Annotated in this window: 1 protein-coding gene; it reads left to right on the top strand. The window is 67.0% G+C overall.

The window, feature by feature from the left end; translation table 11 throughout:
* Positions 1–242: 242 nt before the first annotated feature.
* Positions 243–1,553 (top strand): IS110 family transposase, encoded by a 1,311-nt coding sequence (locus MWU75_RS19575; protein WP_247094135.1) that lies wholly within the window; start codon positions 243–245, stop codon positions 1,551–1,553.
* Positions 1,554–1,570: the final 17 nt, after the last annotated feature.

Here is a 1,570-nt window from a genome sequence, read left to right as displayed (position 1 = left end):
ACGCGGCTACTAGAGACTGGACGCAGGGTCGGTGTCTGGCCAGACTCGATCTAGGTGCTCGACGGGACGCTCTCCATGCGGCTGCCCACCCAGCTCGCTGTGGGTGTGGCTCACTTTCGGTCTGCAGCCCGTCGGGCACCGCTGACGAGGCGTGGCTCAAGAAGGGACTGCCCTGCTCGTAGTAGCACTGCCCACCTCGCCGACCACTGTTGGTACGAGCGTCAGGTTTGGGAAGAAGAATCATGGGACAGGTCATCATCGGGGTTGATCCCCACAAACTGTCGGCGACTGTAGAGGTCGTCGACCAGCAGGAGAAGTTGCTGGGCGCGGGCCGGTTCAGCACCGACCAAGGCGGGTATGCGGCGATGCGCCTCTACGCGAAGTCCTGGCCCGATCATCTCTGGGCGGTGGAGGGCGCCAACGGTGCGGGTCGTCCACTGGCGCAGCGGCTGCTCGAGGCCGGTGAGCACGTCGTGGATGTGCCGGCCAAGCTCGCGGCCCGGGTCCGACTCTTCGACACCGGGCACAATCGCAAGACCGATGCCCTGGATGCGCACTCCATCGCGATCGTTGCGGTCCGCACGGACGGCTTGCGGGTGCTGAAGGTCGACGGTGAACTCGAGGCGCTACGGATGCTGGTCGATCGGCGTGAGTCGCTGACCCGGCGACGCGTCGCCACCGTGAACCGACTGCAGGCGCTGCTGGCTGAACTGTTTCCCGGGCAGGCCAAGAAGGATATCACCACAGGTCAGGCCAGGAGGCTGCTGGCCAGCGTGCGTCCCCGTGACATCGCCGGTAAGACCCGTCGGCGCATCGCGGCCGAGGAACTGGCCGAGCTGGTTGCGGTGGAGGCCAAGATGAAGAAGGCCACTGCCGAGCTGAAGACCTTGGTCCTGGAACGGGACTCGACGCTGATGGACCTGCACGGTATCGGGCCCGTGGTGGCCGCCCGGATCCTGGCCGATGTCGGTGACATCGCCCGCTTCGCCAACCGGAACCGGTTCGCGTCCTGGACCGGCACCGCGCCACTTGATGCCTCGTCCGGAGAACAGAACCGGCACCGTCTCTCCCGCGCTGGGAACCGGCGGATGAACCACATGATCCATATCGCCGCCATCACCCAGCTTCGCCTGGACACCGACGGCCGGGCCTACTACCGGAAGAAGAGAGCCGAGGGCAAGAAGCCGATGGAAGCCCTGCGCTGCCTCAAGCGCCGGGTCTCTGATGCCATCTATCGCCAGCTGGTCACCGACGCAAAACGCGCCGCCGACGCAAGTCTCGAGGCGGATCCGGGAGGGCACCGCGGGGCGTCACATGAATCCAGCGCGGCCGGCTCGCACCCGCACACCGGCACTTCGGATCAGCCACTTCCCGGACCCGCACGCACGACGCTACCGCTCCCGGTGCCCACCGCGCAGCCCCGTCCGGGACCGGCTCCTCAGCACCCGCGTCGACGCGCCAGAGCCGTCAAGGTGCAGCGCCCCACCGGACGAACGACCTTGACGGCGACAAGCGTCGACGCACCCTCAGAAGAGCCGATCCCGACCCCTTGACAACAGAAGGGAGCCGG

The organism is Ornithinimicrobium sp. F0845 (assembly GCF_023015765.1).
Classification (GTDB): Bacteria; Actinomycetota; Actinomycetes; order Actinomycetales; family Dermatophilaceae; genus Ornithinicoccus.
This window is presented reverse-complemented; position numbering and strand designations above follow the sequence as displayed.